19 protein-coding genes are annotated in these 17547 nt (G+C 44.2%); 5 read left to right on the forward strand and 14 right to left on the reverse strand.

Annotated elements, in window-relative coordinates:
* Positions 1 to 18: 18 nt before the first annotated feature.
* The gene (plsB, locus tag OCV56_RS15380; protein ID WP_086713434.1) at positions 19 to 2442 is read left to right on the forward strand and encodes a glycerol-3-phosphate 1-O-acyltransferase PlsB; all 2424 of its coding nucleotides are present in this window, start codon (positions 19 to 21) and stop codon (positions 2440 to 2442) included.
* A 103-nt stretch (positions 2443 to 2545) separates the two neighbouring features.
* Here plsB and ubiA read toward each other — a convergent pair whose 3' ends face one another.
* Both ubiA and OCV56_RS15390 read right to left on the reverse strand, forming a co-directional pair.
* Positions 2546 to 3400, reverse strand: coding sequence for a 4-hydroxybenzoate octaprenyltransferase (ubiA, locus tag OCV56_RS15385; protein WP_086713433.1), 855 nt, complete (start codon positions 3398 to 3400; stop codon positions 2546 to 2548).
* Positions 3401 to 3943, reverse strand: coding sequence for a chorismate lyase (locus tag OCV56_RS15390; protein WP_167373173.1), 543 nt, complete (start codon positions 3941 to 3943; stop codon positions 3401 to 3403).
* 162 nt (positions 3944 to 4105) lie between these two features.
* On the opposite strand from OCV56_RS15390, the gene OCV56_RS15395 reads away from it, so the two are divergent.
* Positions 4106 to 4513: a flagellar basal body-associated protein FliL gene (locus OCV56_RS15395; RefSeq protein ID WP_076651413.1), complete on the forward strand. Its 408-nt coding sequence runs from the start codon at positions 4106 to 4108 to the stop codon at positions 4511 to 4513.
* 85 nt (positions 4514 to 4598) lie between these two features.
* On the opposite strand, the gene glpG is transcribed toward OCV56_RS15395, so the two are convergent.
* The 6 genes from glpG to ftsY all read right to left on the reverse strand — a co-directional run bounded on the left by glpG (position 4599) and on the right by ftsY (position 10235).
* A complete protein-coding gene (glpG, locus tag OCV56_RS15400) occupies positions 4599 to 5441 on the reverse strand; it encodes a rhomboid family intramembrane serine protease GlpG (RefSeq protein ID WP_086713431.1) in 843 nt (280 codons plus the stop codon).
* 49 nt (positions 5442 to 5490) lie between these two features.
* Positions 5491 to 5811, reverse strand: coding sequence for a thiosulfate sulfurtransferase GlpE (gene glpE, locus OCV56_RS15405; protein ID WP_004736711.1), 321 nt, complete (start codon positions 5809 to 5811; stop codon positions 5491 to 5493).
* A gap of 441 nt (positions 5812 to 6252) precedes the next feature.
* Complete coding sequence (gene rpoH, locus OCV56_RS15410) at positions 6253 to 7110, reverse strand: RNA polymerase sigma factor RpoH (protein WP_017055518.1); 858 nt, start codon at positions 7108 to 7110, stop codon at positions 6253 to 6255.
* A 177-nt stretch (positions 7111 to 7287) separates the two neighbouring features.
* Positions 7288 to 8256 (reverse strand): permease-like cell division protein FtsX, encoded by a 969-nt coding sequence (gene ftsX, locus OCV56_RS15415; protein ID WP_086713430.1) that lies wholly within the window; start codon positions 8254 to 8256, stop codon positions 7288 to 7290.
* On the reverse strand, positions 8243 to 8920 hold the full coding sequence (gene ftsE / locus OCV56_RS15420; RefSeq protein ID WP_004736585.1) for a cell division ATP-binding protein FtsE: 678 nt from the start codon (positions 8918 to 8920) through the stop codon (positions 8243 to 8245). Before ftsE ends, ftsX begins: the two co-directional genes overlap by 14 nt.
* Positions 8921 to 8996: 76 nt before the next feature.
* Entirely contained in the window at positions 8997 to 10235 is a 1239-nt protein-coding gene (gene ftsY, locus OCV56_RS15425; RefSeq protein ID WP_086713429.1) for a signal recognition particle-docking protein FtsY, read from the reverse strand.
* A 230-nt stretch (positions 10236 to 10465) separates the two neighbouring features.
* Here ftsY and rsmD point away from each other — a divergent pair, with 230 nt between their 5' ends.
* Together rsmD and OCV56_RS15435 are read left to right on the forward strand one after the other, a co-directional pair.
* On the forward strand, positions 10466 to 11068 hold the full coding sequence (rsmD, locus tag OCV56_RS15430; RefSeq protein WP_086713428.1) for a 16S rRNA (guanine(966)-N(2))-methyltransferase RsmD: 603 nt from the start codon (positions 10466 to 10468) through the stop codon (positions 11066 to 11068).
* A gap of 10 nt (positions 11069 to 11078) precedes the next feature.
* Complete coding sequence (locus tag OCV56_RS15435) at positions 11079 to 11345, forward strand: DUF1145 domain-containing protein (protein ID WP_016784000.1); 267 nt, start codon at positions 11079 to 11081, stop codon at positions 11343 to 11345.
* Between the two features lie 70 nt (positions 11346 to 11415).
* On the opposite strand, the gene OCV56_RS15440 is transcribed toward OCV56_RS15435, so the two are convergent.
* The 4 genes from OCV56_RS15440 to OCV56_RS15455 form a co-directional block, all read right to left on the reverse strand.
* Positions 11416 to 12000, reverse strand: a complete 585-nt coding sequence (locus OCV56_RS15440) for a YhgN family NAAT transporter (protein ID WP_048658880.1) — start codon at positions 11998 to 12000, stop codon at positions 11416 to 11418.
* Between the two features lie 191 nt (positions 12001 to 12191).
* Entirely contained in the window at positions 12192 to 12428 is a 237-nt protein-coding gene (locus OCV56_RS15445) for a YecH family metal-binding protein (protein ID WP_086713427.1), read from the reverse strand.
* A 90-nt stretch (positions 12429 to 12518) separates the two neighbouring features.
* On the reverse strand, positions 12519 to 13139 hold the full coding sequence (locus OCV56_RS15450; protein ID WP_086713426.1) for a lysoplasmalogenase: 621 nt from the start codon (positions 13137 to 13139) through the stop codon (positions 12519 to 12521).
* Between the two features lie 924 nt (positions 13140 to 14063).
* On the reverse strand, positions 14064 to 14438 hold the full coding sequence (locus tag OCV56_RS15455) for a DUF4145 domain-containing protein (protein ID WP_086713425.1): 375 nt from the start codon (positions 14436 to 14438) through the stop codon (positions 14064 to 14066).
* A 244-nt stretch (positions 14439 to 14682) separates the two neighbouring features.
* Here OCV56_RS15455 and OCV56_RS15460 point away from each other — a divergent pair, with 244 nt between their 5' ends.
* Entirely contained in the window at positions 14683 to 15012 is a 330-nt protein-coding gene (locus tag OCV56_RS15460; protein ID WP_086713424.1) for a DUF2500 domain-containing protein, read from the forward strand.
* A 58-nt stretch (positions 15013 to 15070) separates the two neighbouring features.
* Here the strand turns inward: OCV56_RS15460 and OCV56_RS15465 are convergent, their stop codons facing one another.
* Together OCV56_RS15465 and arsJ are read right to left on the reverse strand one after the other, a co-directional pair.
* Positions 15071 to 16084 carry an acyltransferase gene (locus OCV56_RS15465; RefSeq protein ID WP_086713423.1) on the reverse strand — a complete coding sequence of 338 codons (1014 nt, stop codon included), beginning with the start codon at positions 16082 to 16084 and terminating at the stop codon, positions 15071 to 15073.
* Positions 16085 to 16253: 169 nt separating this feature from the next.
* Positions 16254 to 17474, reverse strand: coding sequence for an organoarsenical effux MFS transporter ArsJ (gene arsJ, locus OCV56_RS15470; RefSeq protein ID WP_086713422.1), 1221 nt, complete (start codon positions 17472 to 17474; stop codon positions 16254 to 16256).
* Positions 17475 to 17547: the final 73 nt, after the last annotated feature.

Here is a 17547-nt window from a genome sequence, read left to right on the forward strand (position 1 = left end):
TTGAGGCAGTGAACCTATATGTCTTCTGGACAATCTTTTTCACGTTCATTAATGAAGCTACCTTTATCCGTATTGGTAAAGGGCACATCAATTCCTTCAAACCCTGTCGAGGATTTGAACATTGATTTGAGCAAACCGATTGTATACGCCTTACCGTTTCGCTCAAGTGTAGACATTCTTACATTGCAAAAACATGCACTTGAATTAGGTCTACCTGATCCGTTGAGCATGCTTGAAATCAACGGCAAATCACTGCAACGCTATGTTTTTATCTCTTCTCGCAAAACTCTACTGCAAGACGATGATTATGTACCAAGCTCTTCAATTGAAGTTTTCTCTGAATTGCTTTCACTGCACGCTGACGACTCTGAACTCGATGTTCAAGTCATCCCAGCCACTGTGCTGTGGGGACGCAAACCTGGTAAAGAGAATAATCAGAAGCCTTACCTACAGGCAATGAACGGCTTAGAGAAATCAAAAGCAGTATTGCTAGCAGGCCGCGACTGTCTGGTTCGTTTTAGTCCAGTGGTTTCTCTACGCTATATGGCCAATTCACACGGCACCGACAGCACCATCGCTCACAAACTGGCGCGCGTGGCACGAATTCACTTTTCTCGCCAGAAACTTGCTGCCTCAGGCCCTAACCTGCCAAGCCGCCAAGCTCTGTTCGATCGCCTACTAAAATCAGAAGCGATCAAGAAAGCGATTGAAGACGAAGCGCAAGCAAAGAACATCTCGATCGAGAAAGCGAGCAAAGAAGCTCAAGACATCATGGACGAGATTGCGGCGAACTTCTCTTACTCGCTGATCAAGCGTGGTGAGAAGATTCTTGGCTGGCTGTGGAATAAGCTATACCAAGGCCTGCATATCAGCAACGCTTCAACGGTTCGTAAACTGGCTCAAGATGGCCACGAGATCGTTTATGTGCCTTGTCACCGTAGCCACATGGATTACTTGTTGCTTTCTTATGTGCTTTACCACGAAGGCATGGTGCCTCCACATATCGCTGCGGGTATCAACCTGAACTTCTTCCCTGCAGGTCCGATTTTCCGTCATGGTGGTGCGTTCTTTATTCGCCGTAGTTTCAAAGGCAATAAGCTTTACTCGACCATTTTCCGTGAATACCTAGCGGAATTGTTCGCTAAAGGTTACTCAGTAGAGTACTTCAGTGAAGGTGGTCGTTCTCGTACTGGTCGTTTACTGCAAGCGAAAACGGGCATGCTGGCGATGACAATTCAAGCAATGCTGCGTGGCATGAACCGTCCGGTGACGTTGGTTCCTGTGTACATCGGCTACGAGCACGTGATGGAAGTAGCGACCTACGCAAAAGAACTTCGTGGCAAACGAAAAGAAAAAGAAAACGCGAGCCTAGTGATTCGTACCATTCGTAAGTTGCGTAACTTTGGTAAAGGCTACGTTAACTTCGGTGAGCCGATTCAGCTGAACCAATATCTGAACGAGCACTCACCAGAGTGGACTAAAGATATCGACCCAATGGGAACCAGTAAACCACAATGGATGAATCCAGTGGTTAATGACTTGGCAACCAAAATGATGACGCACATTAATGATGCGGCAGCGACCAACGCACTAACACTTTGTGCAACGGCGCTATTGGCTTCAAGACAGCGTGCATTGTCTCGTGACTCTTTGGTTTCTCAGATCAATTGCTACCTGTCTCTGCTTAAGAACGTTCCATATTCCGCAACTTTCACTGTGCCAAAAGACAGCGCTGAAGATCTGGTAAAACATGCTGAATCACTGAACAAGTTCTTAATTGAATCAGACTCAATGGGCGACATCATTTCGCTAGACCGTCATCAGTCAATTCTGATGACCTACTACCGTAATAACATCATCCACTTGTTTGCATTACCATCGTTAATTGCTCAAATGACCATTCGTCAGCACGGCCTAACGATTGATACGATTCAAAAGAATGTTGCAGCAATCTACCCGTTCTTGAAGAAAGAGCTGTTCCTAAGCTACGACGAAGATCAGCTTGAAGATGTGGTTTCGAAGATCATTGAAGAGCTAGTCGGCCAAGGCATGCTTGTCGTTTCTGATAACGAAGTCACCATCAACCAGTCAAACAGCCAAGCACTGATGCTACTAGGCCGTACGATTTCAGAGACGCTACAACGCTACTCTATTGCTCTGAATCTGTTGGCAGAGAATCCTGATTTGGATAAATCAGACCTTGAACAAAAGAGCCAAGACATCGCCCAGCGACTTGGTCGTCTACAAGGTATCAATGCACCAGAGTTCTTCGATAAAGGCGTATTTGCGTCGATGTTCGCAACTCTGAAACAACAGCAATACCTGGATAACAATGGTAACTGTGATTTAGAAAAGACTCAGCAATTCGCTAAGCTTCTCTACTCAATGCTTTACCCTGAAGTACGTTTGACGATTCAAGAAAGTATCCATCAAGCAGAGTAACAATCCGTTTGGCATAGCTTTAATAGCAAAACGGAACACGATCAAAAAAGGCACCCAATGGGTGCCTTTTTCTTTAGCATTTGTTAACTCAAAAAGTTGATGCTTACCAGAAGGTAATGAACAAGCCTACGGTTACTGCCATTCCAACATAATTGTTGTTGAGAAAGGCTTGAAAGCAGAGGTCACGATCACGGTGGCGCATCAGATGTTGTTGATACACAAACAAGCTTCCTGCGACCAACAATGCCCAATAGAAGGTATCACCTAGTTGGTAATGCATGCCTAACGCAATCAGCATCGCTAGGGTGACGAGTTGCAAAGCACCCACAATCAGCTTGTCGAAACGGCCAAACAAAATCGCTGTCGACTTGATACCAACCTTAAGATCATCGTCTCGGTCAACCATCGCATATTGGGTGTCGTAAGCGATTGTCCACAGCGCATTAATCACGAAGATAAACCAAACGATACTTGGTAGATCACTGGTTTGTGCAGCCCATGCCATTGGTATCGCCCAGCTAAACGCCAAGCCAAGGAACAGCTGTGGAAGATGCGTAAAACGCTTCATGAAAGGATAAATAAACGCTAGACCAACCCCAATAAAAGAGAGCTTAATGGTCAGTGGGTTCATGGTCAGTACCAGCAAGAATGAAACCACGGCTAACACTAAAAAGAGCAGAATAGCTTCCTTGCTGGAAACTAAACCAGAAGGTAATGGACGCTGCTTGGTGCGTTTAACATGACCATCCACTTTACGGTCAGCAAAATCATTGATCACACAGCCAGCTGAACGCATCAATACTACGCCGAGAACAAAAACAACCAAGACATCAAAATCGGGCATACCTTGCGCGGCGATAATCAGCGACCACAAGGTAGGCCAAAGGAGCAATAGGGTACCAATCGGACGATTCATTCGCGTTAATTGCCAATACGCCTTCGCTTTGGTGGCAAGCATTTACACACTCTCCTTAGAGTAAATTGGGGCTGTGGGTAAAAACAGTTCTGCCACAAGCATCGGTTTATGGTTCATCCATAGTCGAGAACGGCGCGCGAGTAATCGCTCATCACCTGCGATAACCCAACCGACTTGCAGCGCATCTCTCTCCACGTTCTCAGCACTGAAAACAGTTAATCCAAGCGGAACATTGCCTTGTTGAGAAAGGTCAGAGTGCTGATGATCTTCTAGCGTGACTCGGGGAATCAAGGTTCGACCTAACACCCACGGCTCATCATCACCCTTCAATATGACTTTACGCAGTAAGCAATCGAACGATGATAAAAGATCTTCCTCGTCCTGTTGTAGCAATGAGCGTTCTACAACTTGATTATGAAGCAACTCAACAGATAGGTGCTGACAGCTCTTGCCCAATTTGCGGGAAAGAGAACCTTGCTCCATCAGCCACTCTTTGGTGGTTTCATTAGGAAAATCAAATGTTTCTGTACTTTGCCAATCTACATTCATTAACGAATTAAGATACAGCGATATTGGCTGATTCATACTAGTATTCAATAGGTGACTTTACACGTACAATAAAGCTTCAACTTTCGAACAAAATTAAAGCGCTCTTCGAATTGTAAACGTATTTAGATTTAGACCGCTCATTGTAACAAGACTAATGCGTTTCGAATATCGCGAATAAACTAAAGAAAAGTCACAAATATGCACAAACGTTATGTAGCCCAAATATTTCTTGCGATTACCCTACTCTTTTCAGCATCAAGTTTCGCTGAAGAAGAATCGGCACCCAAACTCGCCTACTTCACACTAGAGCCAGACCTGACTACCAATTTTTACACTAAAGGTAAAAAGTTGGGCTACATTCAGGTTCGTCTCGATATCATGGTTGCAAATAGTAACGACTTAGCCGCCATTGAGCATCACCAACCACTTATTCGTGATGCGGTAATTGAGTTGCTTGGTAAACAAAATGAAGAAACCATTAAGTCTCTGTCTGGCCGTGAAGACCTAAGAAAATCCTTAGTTGAGCACCTCAACAAGATTTTGCTTCCGGAGACAGGTAAAACCCTCATTGCTGACTTACTGTTTACCAAATACCTTTATCAGTAATGATGTAAACGAATCCCAATAAAAAAGCGGCTCATCTGGCCGCTTTTTTGTCTCTATCGTTTAGCTACCCATTAGAAGACATGAGTTAGCTTCTTGCCGAGCTTGGTGCTTTCATTGCATCGATAAAACCAATCATGACACCAGCGGCTAGGCCAGCTAAATGTGCCGTGTTAGCGATCGCCATAAACGGTTGCATGTAGCCAAGTACCAACCACACCAACATAAAGCCGACGATCTGTCTTGGAATACCCAACCCAAGTTGTGGTGCTTTGGCGCCAACTACCCATAGGTAACCAACCAAGGCATACACCACACCAGACAGTCCACCGAAGTTAGCACCTTCAACCCAATATTGACCAGCACCAGAAAGCGCAGAAGAGACAGCAAATATTTGCAGTAACTTAAGACCGCCTAACTTTTTCTCAATATCTCCACCCAGTTGCCACCACCACAAGATATTAAATGCGATGTGCATAACTGAGAAATGCAAAACAGCATGACTGAGCCAGCGCCACAATTGCCATTGCTGCCCATCAACCGCAGGGAAATGCAATGCGTTAAAAATCGCTTGCCCGAAACCTATCTGCTGCAAAGCAAAAATCACCACACACACCGACATGATACTCAGTGTTACTGGGCCAGCTTTGGCTTTTATCATGCCCATGAAGCTTGGCGTGTGGTAATGAAAGTTGCTCTTTCTAGTCTCTGCCATATCCCAAGACGCCGCTTGATAACGCTTATGATTGGGTTCCGACAAAAAGCGGTTGAGCTCAGCTTCAGTTTCCACCTGAAATTGACCATCAATAAGCCAAAGAGCAAAACGCCCTTCACCCTCAGGAGACATCTGAATAGGGATCTGACGAGACGCCATATAATCAATAAATGCTTGAGCAAGACGTGGGTTGTCTAACACCATCAATCTAATCATTGTTACTTCCTATTCATGCTATGAGAGATGCTTGAAGCGATAAAGGTAATTAACCAGCAATCACAGGAAGTTCAGCACGGTGCCAAGCTTCGAAACCGCCGTCTACACTATATACCTCTTCAAAGCCTTGGTTCACTAAATATTGTGCTGCACCTTGGCTACTAATACCGTGATAGCACATCACCAAGATAGGTTGTTCGAACTCAACCTCATCCATGAACGACACCATTGTATCGTTAGTCAGATGGTAGGCTGTTTTTGAATGGGCAACCGCAAAAGACTGCGGGTCACGTATATCGACAAGTCGGGCTTCGCCTTGCTCAATGAGGGCTTGAGCACCTTTAACGTCGATATGTTTAAACTGGTCCATGACTTTCTCTTTTTATACTGATTTACTTTGCTGCCATTGTAACCTATCCCAAGGCTAACAATCACATCCACTTAATAAGGTTATCCACCAGCGATCACTTTTACACCATTTGTGGATAAATCTGTGAATTGCGTGAATAAAGTGTCTTTTCAAAAATAGATCCACAACATGTAGTAATGATCCTGATCTAACTGTGGGTTAACTGAAACATATCCCCACTCGAAAAACCCCGTCAAAGCCTTACTACACCCTGCTTTTAGACAGCTGACGAATAAACTTCTCACAGAGTTATCCACAAAATCAATTTGCAAATTTCGATCGCAAAAGTTGAGAAATCGATCCAAAACAAAAAGGCCGAGATCTCTCGATCTCGGCCTTTTAAAAATTCAGCTATTTGCTAGCTACTATTAGATACCAAATATTTTTAGAAACTAAATGCTATTAGAAATCACCAACGGCTTGTTTCAGTTTCTTCATCGCATTCTTCTCTAACTGGCGAACACGCTCTGCAGAAATGCTGTAGGTATCCGCTAAATCTTGTAGCGTTGCTTTGTTGTCATCTAACCAACGTGAGCGAACAATATGTTGGCTACGCTCGTCCAAGCTTGCTAGTGCTAGCCCTAGGCGATTATTGGTGTGTGACTCCCAGTTAGCCGCTTCAACCGTTTCAGCAACGTCTGATGCTTTGTCTTCTAGGTAATAAACTGGAGCGGTATAAGCAGAACCGCCATCGTCATCGTCCATAGGCGCTTCAAACGTCGCATCTTGTGCTGCTAAGCGAGATTCCATCTCACGAACTTCTGAAGGTTCAACACCCAGTTCGCGAGCAACCGTCTCAACTTCACCGTTATTAAACCAACCTAAACGCTTTTTAGACTTACGAAGGTTAAAGAACAGTTTACGCTGTGCCTTAGTAGTCGCAATTTTAACGATACGCCAGTTACGTAGAACGTATTCATGGATTTCAGCTTTGATCCAGTGAACAGCAAACGAGACCAGACGAACACCAACTTCTGGATTGAAGCGCTTAACAGCCTTCATCAAGCCGATGTTACCTTCTTGGACGAGATCAGCCATTGGCAGCCCGTAGCCAGAGTAGCCTCTTGCAACGTGCACCACGAATCGTAGGTGGGAAAGGATCAAGCCTTTCGCAGCGTCGATCTCACCTTTGTAATGTAATCGCTCTGCAAGTCCACGTTCCTCTTCAGGTGTCAGCATTGGATAGCTGTTCGCTGAGCGGATATAGCTATCTAAACTATCTTGTGTGACTAAAGCCATTTGATACGCTTGGTTTGCCATTCGGTTCCTCATCAATCTCTGATCTGGAGTAATACATCTATTAAAACCCGACAATCTTGAACCTAAAATGAACAGGTTTCAAGGAGGGGGAAGTAATTATGCATAATCAATTCGTCTATACAAGGCAAAAGCTGGTTAAGAAGTGCCTATTTTTCGTCTAAATATGACTCTATTCACCTAAACTGGTTCAATTTCTTTTAGGTGACGCTGTGCTGAAAGCTTCGCAGCCACACTACCAAGCAGCGTTCCGACGATCAAAAGCAGTAAAGATTCATCCCAACTCAGGCCAATTAAACGGAAATGACTATCGTATAGCTGAGCCAAATCATCCACAGCACTGTTCAGTAATACGGTAATCAATGCCGTCATTACCCACGCGCTAATCGAACCTAAAACGCCAAACCACATACCCGCATAAAGGTATGGTCGAAGAATATAGCTGTCAGTCGCACCAATCAGCTTCATGGTTTGAATCTCTTCTTTATGCGCCAATACATTAAATCGCAATGTATTGCCGATAATCAAAAATACTGCGCCTAGCATTAATACCGTTAAGGTAATCACGATCACAGCCGCTAATGCTTTGATAGCATCTAATCGAGCTAACCAATCTTCGTCTAGGCGAACATCGGTGACTAATTCTTGTTGTTTAACTGTGCCTGCCAATTCTTTTATTTGGGTATCGCTGTGTACGCTTGGCGTAATCACCAGCACACCCGGCAGTGAATAATCGTCTAGGATGGTTAGAGCATCTTCAAACCCAGAATACTGGCTGAGGTCTTCAAGGCCTTGCTGCGGCGAAATGTACTCCACTAACTCGACTTGATCCAAACTTTCGATTTCATCCTTAAGCACCATGACTCGAGGCTCAGGAATACCATCCTCTACATAAGCACTTATTTGTGACGGACTAGTGACATCTTTCGCCACTTCACCAACATTTTTACCCAATAGGTACAAACAAGCTGGCATCGCCAAAGCCATTGAGATCACTGCAAGGGTCAGCAAATTGCCTAACGGACGCTGCCACATTTCCGAGAACGATGACTTGGCTTGTTTCCAATGAACAACAAAGAAGCCATCGCTTGAAGCGCGGTTTGCAGCTCGATTGGATTGAGGTTTCTTGATGCGCTTATTCGCGGCCATAGTCTTCAACCTCGCTCAAAAAACCTTGGTTTAATTCAAGATGACGATATTGAGGGCGAGTGTTCACTAACCCGATATCGTGTGTTGCTAGGATGATCGTCACACCTGCGCGGTTGAACTCTTCAAACAACCGCAATACACGGTTGGATAACTCAGGATCTAGGTTACCAGTCGGTTCATCGGCTAAAAGCAGAGTTGGGCGGTTTACTACAGCGCGAGCGATACCCACGCGTTGTTGTTCACCACCCGAAAGCTGGCTTGGTAAACAACGGGCTTTGTCGAGTAAGCCGGTTTTATCCAACGCAGCACTGACTCGGCGTTTTATTTCATTTTCAGAAATAGATTCAATACGCATAGGCAGCGCGACATTATCAAAAATCGATCGGTCCATCAGCAGGCGATGATCTTGAAAGACAATCCCGATATTACGACGTAAAAAGGGAATGTCTTTAGCTGGAATACGAGTGATATCGTGATCGTTGAACCAAACGCGACCGTCAGTTGGGCGTTCAATCGCGCAAATCAACTTCAGCAAGGTACTTTTACCTGCACCGGAGTGCCCGCCTAAAAATGCCATCTCTCCACGTTTGAGATGGAAGTCCACTTTTTGGAGTGCTTGGCGTCCGCCTCGGTAGGCTTTGCTCACTTGCTGAAATTTGATCACCGAAAATTCCTCTTACGATCACTCATATCAAATTTAAAACGATAGCAGGTTAAGGATAAACCACTTGCTACTCGAGTTACTCTTCGCGGCTAAATAGTGCTTCAATGAAGTCTTTTGACTCAAATGGACGTAGGTCATCAATACCTTCACCCACGCCAATGTAGCGAATTGGAATCTGGAACTGGTCAGCAATTGAGAAAATTACGCCACCTTTCGCTGTACCATCTAGCTTGGTCAGTGTAATACCCGTTACTGGAGCCACTTCACTGAATAGTTTCGCTTGGCTGATAGCATTCTGACCAGTACCGGCATCTAGCGTTAGCATGATTTCGTGCGGCGCAGAGTCATCAATCTTCTTCATTACACGAACAATCTTGCGTAGCTCTTCCATCAGATTGCTCTTGTTCTGCAAACGACCTGCTGTATCGGCAATCACTACGTCAACGCCACGTGCTTTCGCCGCTTCAATTGCATCGTAGATAACTGACGCGCTATCCGCACCTGTGTGTTGAGCAATAACAGGGACATCGTTACGCTGACCCCAAACCTGAAGTTGTTCAACAGCTGCTGCACGGAAGGTATCACCCGCCGCTAGCATCACTTTCTTGCCTTCATTTTGGAATTGTTTCGCCAGTTTACCGATAGTAGTCGTCTTACCCACACCGTTCACACCAACCATTAAGATAACGTAAGGCGTTTTGGTGGTATCAACCACTAATGGCTGTTCCACTTGGCTTAGGATATCCGCCATCTCTTCTTTGAGCAGACCATAAAGTGCTTCGCCGTCTTTTAGGTCATTGCGAGATGCTTTTTCTGTCAGGTTTTCAATGATCTTAACCGTGGTATTCATACCCACGTCAGCGATCAGAAGTTGCTCTTCTAGCTCTTCAAACAGGTCTTCATCGATTTGCTTGCCTTTGAACAGACCAAAGAAGCCCGCACCGATGTTTGCTTTAGTGCGGCTAAGACTGCGCTTAAGGCGAGCAAAGAAGCTTTCTGTTGGCTTCTCTTGTACTTCTTCAACCTTAGCTTGAGGAGACACCACTTCTTCCTGCTCTGCTTCTGCTTCTGCTTCTGCTTCTGCTTCTGCTGCGACAGGTTGCAGCTCTTGTTGAGTTTCTTCAAGCGCTTGCTCAGATTCAGTTGGCTTAGCGACTTCAGCTTCAGGCGCGACCTGTTCAGCCTCAACTTGCGATTCAACTTCAGTTTGATCTTCAACGCTTTCTACGTTCGCTTCATTCTGAGTTTTTGGGCTTTGTTCTTCTTCACCAAAACCAAGCCACGATAATAATCCGCGCTTCTTTTTTTCCGTCATCAGAGGAGTTTCCTAGATCTACTAATTAGCTGTATTGACTTAATACACGTCGACTCTTTGCTATTGTTATACAATACAAGCTTGTACAAACGAATAGTAAAGAAAAATGACAAAGCAGTGATAAGTTTGCTTTTAGCTTGATACACTTTGTCATTGCAAATTTATTTAATACACAAACCCACTTAAATTGGGCTCGGTATAGTATCACTTAATTAGCGGTCAAAAAATCTATGGTAAGACGTCGCCAGCAAAACACATCACAAAAAAAGCCATCCGGAGGCTTTGTTCGAATTATTAGTGGCTCATGGAGAGGTAGAAAGCTGCCTGTCCATGATTTAGAAGGATTACGCCCAACCATTGACCGAGTAAAAGAGACACTCTTTAACTGGGTGGCTCAAGATATCCCACATTCAACTTGCTTGGATGTATTTGCCGGTTCTGGCGGTCTAGGTTTTGAAGCAGCTTCTCGCCAAGCAAAAATGGTGACACTGCTCGAAATGAACCAAAAGGCAGCTAAACAGCTTTCTGATAACGCGAAAGAGCTTAAAGCAGACAACATCAATGTGGTAAATACTGATGCTATCTCTTTCCTTAAGAAGCCAGGTACCCCTTACGATATGGTTTTCCTTGATCCACCATTTCGTAAAGGCTTACTTGCAGAAACAATACAACTGCTTGAGGGTAACGGTTGGCTTGCAGACAATGCCATCATTTACGTTGAGACAGAGAAAGAACTGAAACTCGAAGCTATGCCAGAGAACTGGGAATTGCATCGCGATAAGACCACCGGGCAGTCAAGCTACCGACTGTTCAATCGAATCACTGAAGAATAGGAGTTATTGAATGAAGTTCTTGCTTCCACTAGCAAAAGCAGCCATCGCCTTTGTTTGGTTTATCTTAATCGTAAATATTTTCTACCCGTTTCCGGGTAATGCTGCGATCGCACTTTATATCATGACAGCGTTCTTGTTCTTCATGCACGGCCTGCAGATGCTGATTTTTATCGGTGCATTCGGCGATAAGATCGAGATGTCACGTTGGGAGAAGTGGTCAATATTGATTTTCGGAGTCTTTGCCCTACTCGATATCCGTCGTAAACATATGATGTAATCGAGCTTACGCTCAGAGATAAAAACGCCGCTCATTTGAGCGGCGTTTTTATTTAGCAATAATACTAATGTTAGCCCATATAGCCTTTCACACCATCTAGGAACATTTGCGTCGACAGCATAACCAGTAACAAGCCCATCAAACGTTCGATGGCTTTAAGGCCTCTCTCACCCAGCACTCTCAGGAAAAAGCCATTAAACATCAGAATAAAGAAGGTAGCGCCCCAAGCCAGCATCACTGCAGCTGAAAGCTCTAACATGTTGTCAGGGTGCTGTGTCGATAACAGAATCAATGCCGCAATCACTGAAGGGCCAGCAATCATAGGGATCGCCATCGGCACGATAAACGGTTCTTCACCCGCCGCTAAGCCAGTAATACTACCTGCACTTGGGAAAATCATCTTAATCGCGATGATGAACAGAATAATACCACCGGAGATACTCAAGGTTTCGGGCTGTACGTGCAGGAAGTTCATAATGCTTTGACCAGCAAACAAGAACAACAACAAGATTATCAGTGCAAACATCAGTTCACGAACAAGAACAATACGACGACGCTTCGGATCAATATGCTTAAGGATAGAGAGCACGATTGGTAGATTGCCAAGCGGGTCCATAATAAGAAACAGCATGGTCGCTGCAGATAAAATTTCCATAAGTTTGTCTCGAAAAGCGTAAGTGCGCGGAGTATAGCAGCCTCAACATCGATTTTCGAACGCAGTAATAAAAGGATTAACTTATGTAATTAGAAGGGAATTTTGCGAAAGCAGGAAGAAAAGATAATTTGAAGAGTGGAGCCGAAAACATCGCATCCACTCCCGGCTCACGAAAACAAAGTCACTAGGAATTAGTGGTTACACACACGTTCGCGATTAGTGCAAAGCTTGTCATCGATAACCACGACCTTTTCCATTTTCAGGAAAAACTTCAGCAATCCATCTAAATCCAGGCCGTTCAGCTTACACGTATGGAAACGAGCTTCTTCGCCATAAGTTTGAGCGAGCTCTTGCGTCAACTCTTCACGAGTCAGTGGCTTGTCACTCAGTAGGTTTAAAACGTTGTGTGCATGAATTTCGGTAGTCATAACTCTATCTCATGTTTAATGAAGTAGACGTAGAGTACCTACTTTCATCTGAGCTGCCTTGATGTAGCTCAGAGTTAAGCTAGCTCTACCCTAAATGGTAAGGGAAGCAACAATGAGAGCGTGCGCCACAAAGTAACTGCCCGTTACCCAAAAGTAGGCACCCTTAATTGGGCTACGATAGAAATTTAGAGCATACGCCAATGCCGAAAGCAGCAACACGGCACAACCAGCAAAACCCACCGCATGCGACAGTTGAGGATCGAGCAACCAGACCTCACCAGAAGCCCATGCAAGCTGAATAAGCACGATACCCATGATAACCACAGGAAAGACGAGTTTGTCTAAGCGAGGCAGCAGTAAGAAGAAAGCAACGACACAAGCCGCCAATAAGAGCGCGAACAACCACCAGACCATTTCTCCTGATAGCTGTAACCAAAATGCTTTGCTGTAGCAGAGCTGAGCCAGCAAGAAACAAACAAAATGCAGAGGACGTTTTTGACTAACGGTATGAAGGACATCTGCAATCGCAGAGATCGCCAACCCAGCCACGATCCAATAGGTAAAATCAGCAACGACAGATTGAGTTAAAGCAATGATCGCTAATAATACAAAAGTAAACACCTTATACGATAAGGCCTGACCGATATGTCCATGTTTCGTTCCTGCTATTGCTCCGATACCAGACAAGGAAACCGCCAACCAACTCCACATACCATTTGCCCTATTGCTTTAAATCGTCGCCAGTCTAGGCACACGAGTGTTGATGTAAAGCCTCAGCCCCTCAAAATTGGATCTTGATTACGCTTCCACTAAAAAGAGCCTCTTTAGATTGAAGTCGTAACAATTACCACAGTGAGAATGGCTATTCGTTTAAAACTAGAGCAAATCATCGTGAAACCCATTTAAACTGGCCTTAGAGTGGCCATACTTGAATTTTGGTCACTTATAACCTATCGGCTCCACTAAAAACCGCCATATACGGTCAAACCCCACACCTAAAAAATTAAAAAAACAACATTAAAACCAAACAATAACAACATCTTAAACAAGAAAGCCAAAATTAATAGGAATAAAAAACGATACCCAAGCCTAGACTTATAAAGTGGTTAATTTTCTTTTTCAAAGCCCAACTTTGTCAATTTTTTCCAAACCTCCTGTAAAAATCGCCACAAAAACCAAGCAGAAAACTCAAAAAAACAACCAAAACAAACCTAGACCACACCAACCCCCATTAATACAGTTTAACAACCTTTAACAATATAAATTACACAAAACAACCATTACAAAACAATAAGTTAAGATCAATTAGAACAAATACAAACCACAACGAACAAAATAAGAACACACCATAAAACACAGTTAAATACAGCAAAACAAGTCAAATACTCATAGTTTTCTGCTACTTTTAAAGCTTTCGAAAGTAATTCTTGATCTAAAGCCATAAGTAGTGCTATTCTTTAAAACATAGCGAGAGACAACCAAATTTAGGAGTAGTGTTATGATTTCATCTTCGCAAAGACAAGGACTTGTAATGATCGCGGTAGTTGTAGGTCTAATGACACTACCGATGATGTACTAAGCAAGTTACAGATAAAAAAAGGGACGCCATGAGCGTCCCTTTTTTGTTCAATTTTTTTACTTCGAAAACAGATGCAGTGATAACACATCCCAGTTCGCATAATAGAAACCTGCGGCAGCTAAAGTCATTGCCATCATCAGTAAGATCGCAACTCGCCAGATAAAGCGACCACTGCGTGGAGTCAGTTCCTTCTCACAGTCGTTACACATCATGATGAACTTATGTTGGTCTTCCAACTTAGCCTCATGTTCATTGACGACCTTGTTACGACACGTTGCAATATAACGCAGTTTGCTCACCATATCGTGCGGCAGCCTTTCTTCACAGCTTGTTACAAGCTCATGCAATCCTTCGCCTTCGGCATGATATTGAAGCCTCAATAATTTCTCTATATTGCGAGTTCTTGTCACCACTTTTTCAATATCGGTCATCTTGACCCTCCCACTCCACACTATAATTCTAGTCGAGTATTTCCTTATTCTTATACAAAATCACTGTTATTTACGAGAGAAAGAGACAATAAATAACAATGCTTTATCCCAAACTGGCCATTAAATGTGATGTCTGCCGAAAAATAATCAGCTTGGCTTACAACAGTTCACGAATAACGGCTTTAAACACATATCCCTATTGCTTGAAAGACTAGAATAACCATCACGACTACATGGAGGTTATATGCCTAATTCACTCTTTTTTGCCATCTTTGTACTCGCAGCTCTAGCTGCTTGGGTATTTATTGGTTTCTATCGAAAACACTCGCAAGGTGAAAATGCGCCAGAAAAGAAAGTGAATGTCACGGTGTTAGACAAACAATCCATCGACCTTCCTGACGCAGAACTAGGCCAAGAAGATCAAGAGTACTGGATTTACGTTCAACGTGGTGTGGTTGGTCCGAAGCGAGAATTCCAAGTCGGAATCCACTACTTCCACGCCCTTAACCCAGGTGACAAAGGAACCTTAACCTACCAAGGCGATAAATTCTTACACTTTGCATTGAAGCGCTAACGTTAGCCGCTTCAACTTTCCGTCTAAGTAATCCATCAGAAAGCCTTAGCACTCACCGCTAAGGCAGTAGCCAACGTGTTTTCTCTGACTTAGACACCAACCAGCTCATCCATAACGCACCAGCTCCGCTGATCACAATCCATAATGGAATAACCCAAGCAGGATGTCCTTGGTACCAACCGAACTCTTTCATAGGCCACAAGAAAATCGGGTGCAGTAAGTAAATGCCTAAGCTGTGTTTACTGATAAAGCCAACCACTTGATTACTCTTCTCAGATAACCCTTCACCAAAGTAACGACATACCATGAACACCATGCTCGCCGCTAATACCGTATTTAACGTTTTGTAAGATAACCAGCGCCCTACCGTGTACTCTTCTGCCATCAAACTTGCATCAACCACCATATAGACAGTAGTTAATAACGCTAACCCACCAAGTAACACACTTACACCGACAGTCGTCTTATTAAGTGGAACAATCTGATACAGCAAGTAACCCAATGGTAAGTACCCGCTGTACAACCACAATTCGTGACTCCAAGGACCATCGATTTTCAATAAGAACAATAAAGTTGTGAACAACCATATCGCCGTAAAGGCATAGACCGATTTATCTCCATACTTTCTGACCATGATCTGTAAGAAAGGAATCACAAAGTAGAGAGGGATGAAATAATAGAAGAAACCAAGGTGGTAATAGGTGTAGTGATGATAGCTATTGAGCAACACATCCCAGCTGACATCGGCATCAAAGCCCATAGCCGACCACCCCGACAGGTAGGTATAGAAAAGCGACCAGACGATGAAAGGTATCAATACCTTGCCTAAGCGTCGCTTGAGGTAGTATTTGGCATCAAATGGACGCTGATCACTCAGCATCAGTGCGCCAGTAATCAAGATGAACACAGGTACTGCCCAGCGGCTGAAACCGTTCACCGTAACGGCGGTAAGCCATTCGCCGAAAGGAATAGTACCCAATTCATTGCGATAAGGAGCCAAAACATGAATCGCGATAACCGCTACGGCCGCGACACATCGTGCTAAATCAAAAAAGAGAATTCGCTGCTTCATGTAAATGCCTGATTAATATTCAATCATTCTACTATAGCAATAAAAAAGCTGACCGGAATAAATACCAAGTCAGCTTAGTGTTAAAGGAGATACTTATCGCGAATTTAGCTCATACGCCTCTAGCTTATGCGACTTTAGCTTTTACGAATGAGGTTCATGCGGCTGAAGCTTATGCCGCTGAAATTTGCGGCACCTTAGGTAAACGCAGAGAGATCGCTGTCGTTATCGCTAAGAATGCAAAGGAGACCCACAGACACGCAGACAAACCGGCCATTTGGAATACCAAGCCCGACAAGATTGTGCTAATCAAACGGCCCATTGCATTCGCCATATAGTAGAAACCAACATCAAGCGACACGCCATCGCCTTTTGCATAACTCACAATCAAATATGAGTGAAGTGATGAATTCACCGCAAAGATGGCACCAAATACCATCAAACCGCCAACGATAACTAACTCTGGTTGCCAACCAATCTGTACCGCGTAAGCGATAACAGCGGTCACCATGGCCAGCGCACCCGCCCATAACAGCGCGGCATGTCCATCTGGCACCTTACCTTGGGCTTTACCGGTAATCTTCGGCGCTATGCCCTGTACAAAGCCATAAGCAATTGTCCAAGCAGCTAAGAAACCGCCAACCAATGAGTGATCCCAACCAAACACACTGCCTAGGTAAATTGGCAAGGCAATTACAAACCACACGTCACGAGCACCAAACAGGAACATGCGCGCAGCAGATAAAATGTTGATTGATTCAGACTTAGAGAAGATCTGTTTGAACTTAGGCTTGGTTTTCGCTTTACCCATGTCCGCTTCTAGGCTCACCACACTACCAACGAAGACCAATGCCAGTACAACGGCCATCGCAGTCACTGCGTATTGGAAGCCAATCGTTGAAAGCAATAAACCACCAATAAAGAAGCCTGCACCTTTAAGTGCATTCTTAGATCCGGTCAGAATCGCAATCCACTTATAAAGTGCACCTTGCTGCTCATCCGGTACTAAGGTCTTAATTGAGCTCTTGGCACTCATCTTATTGAGGTCTTTAGCGATGCCTGACAGCGCCTGCGCTGCCATCACCCAAGGAATAGTCAACATGGCCGAGGGCAGTGCGAGCATACCCAAGGCGAAAACTTGCATCCCGAGGCCAATGTTCATGGTTTTATTGAGGCCAAGACGCGCGCCCAACCAACCACCGATTAGGTTCGTCACCACGCCAAAGAATTCATAGAAAAGGAACAGTGAGGCGATCTCTAACGAGCTGTAACCAAGGTCGTAGAAATACAGGACCACCAGCATACGAAGTGCACCATCAGTAATGGTGAAGTTCCAGTAGTTGAAAGTCACCAACATGTATTGGCGAACGCTCTTACTTAGATTTGAAAACATAATGCTATCTCTGCAATCAAAACAAAAAGAGCTTTTAGATCATAGGTGTCCAAAAGCTCTAATTCCTTACTTT

The sequence above is a fragment of the Vibrio gigantis genome (assembly GCF_024347515.1).
Taxonomy (GTDB): Bacteria; Pseudomonadota; Gammaproteobacteria; order Enterobacterales; family Vibrionaceae; genus Vibrio; species Vibrio gigantis.